The 1000-nt window shown below is 49.6% G+C and carries 1 protein-coding gene; it reads right to left on the bottom strand.

Annotated elements, in window-relative coordinates; all coding sequences use genetic code 11:
* Nucleotides 1-1000: DotA/TraY family protein (locus E0D98_RS24740; RefSeq protein WP_131891346.1), on the bottom strand; the 1000-nt coding region annotated here is incomplete at both ends.

Here is a 1000-nt window from a genome sequence, read left to right as displayed (position 1 = left end):
GCGTATATTGGTGTTTCCGCCGGCAATAATATCTTTGACGGAAGAAACCATATTCCCCAGCATATTAACACCGTCACGTCCGCCCAGAAAATTAATTACATGGTCAGGCAGATAAGCCTGAAGTGCAAAAATGGCCGCAACCAGTGTGGTACAGGCTCGGGCATAAATCATCAAAAATCCCGCCATGCTGAACACGCCCGTCACAGAATTTATCTGGACATTCATCAGCGCAGCAGCAAACAGCGCATTCAGGATTGTGCCGCCGGCCACGATGGCGACCGATGCAAAAAAGAATCCGAACACCATCAGCAGCGGTCTGATCATGCTGTCTATCAGGTAGATGTAACCGTAAGCGGCCCGGCTTCCCCGGTCCTGACTTGTTCCCAGATGGGTGGCGGCCCACAGGGGGCCAGCAGCACATCCAATCAGTACGCTGACTATCCAGTTGCCGATGCCGGTCATCCAGAAGATAAACGGGATAAACGGCAGGTAAATGGATAACGAAAAACCGGCACAGAACAGCAAAAACAGCAGGAAGTAGAGCGGTGGTGCAGCTGCTTCCAGAAAAGCCTTTGCGGCATCAGATAAGCCGCTAACAGCATTGACCAGTCGACCAAAAATGGAGTTGCTGCCGGCAGTGGAAAGCACCCTGACGGTGGTATAACCCGCCCAGATGGTTTCTGTTGTGACCATGGTGTAATCACCAATATTTTTCATTTTTATCAACGGGTTTAGTTGATTAGTTGTAGTACCTGTACCGCTCAGATAAGTAGCAGTCCAGTTAGTCATTCTTGTTAGGTTAAATCCTATCAGTTTTAAGATTGCTGATTGAGGATCTTGAGTATTCGATGTTTGGTATTCACTGGCAGAGGTGGCTGTTCCCAGTGCAGGAGTGTATGGAGAGTTCTGCAACTGTGCCTGGTAAGCTCCTTTGACTTCCTTCAGGAACTCAGTATCTCCGGCTTCGCCCTGCGATGAAACTCCACTCACAGTGGGGGCT

The sequence above is a fragment of the Escherichia sp. KCJ4928 genome, from assembly GCF_004352695.1.
Taxonomy (GTDB): Bacteria; Pseudomonadota; Gammaproteobacteria; order Enterobacterales; family Enterobacteriaceae; genus ECMA0423.
This window is presented reverse-complemented; position numbering and strand designations above follow the sequence as displayed.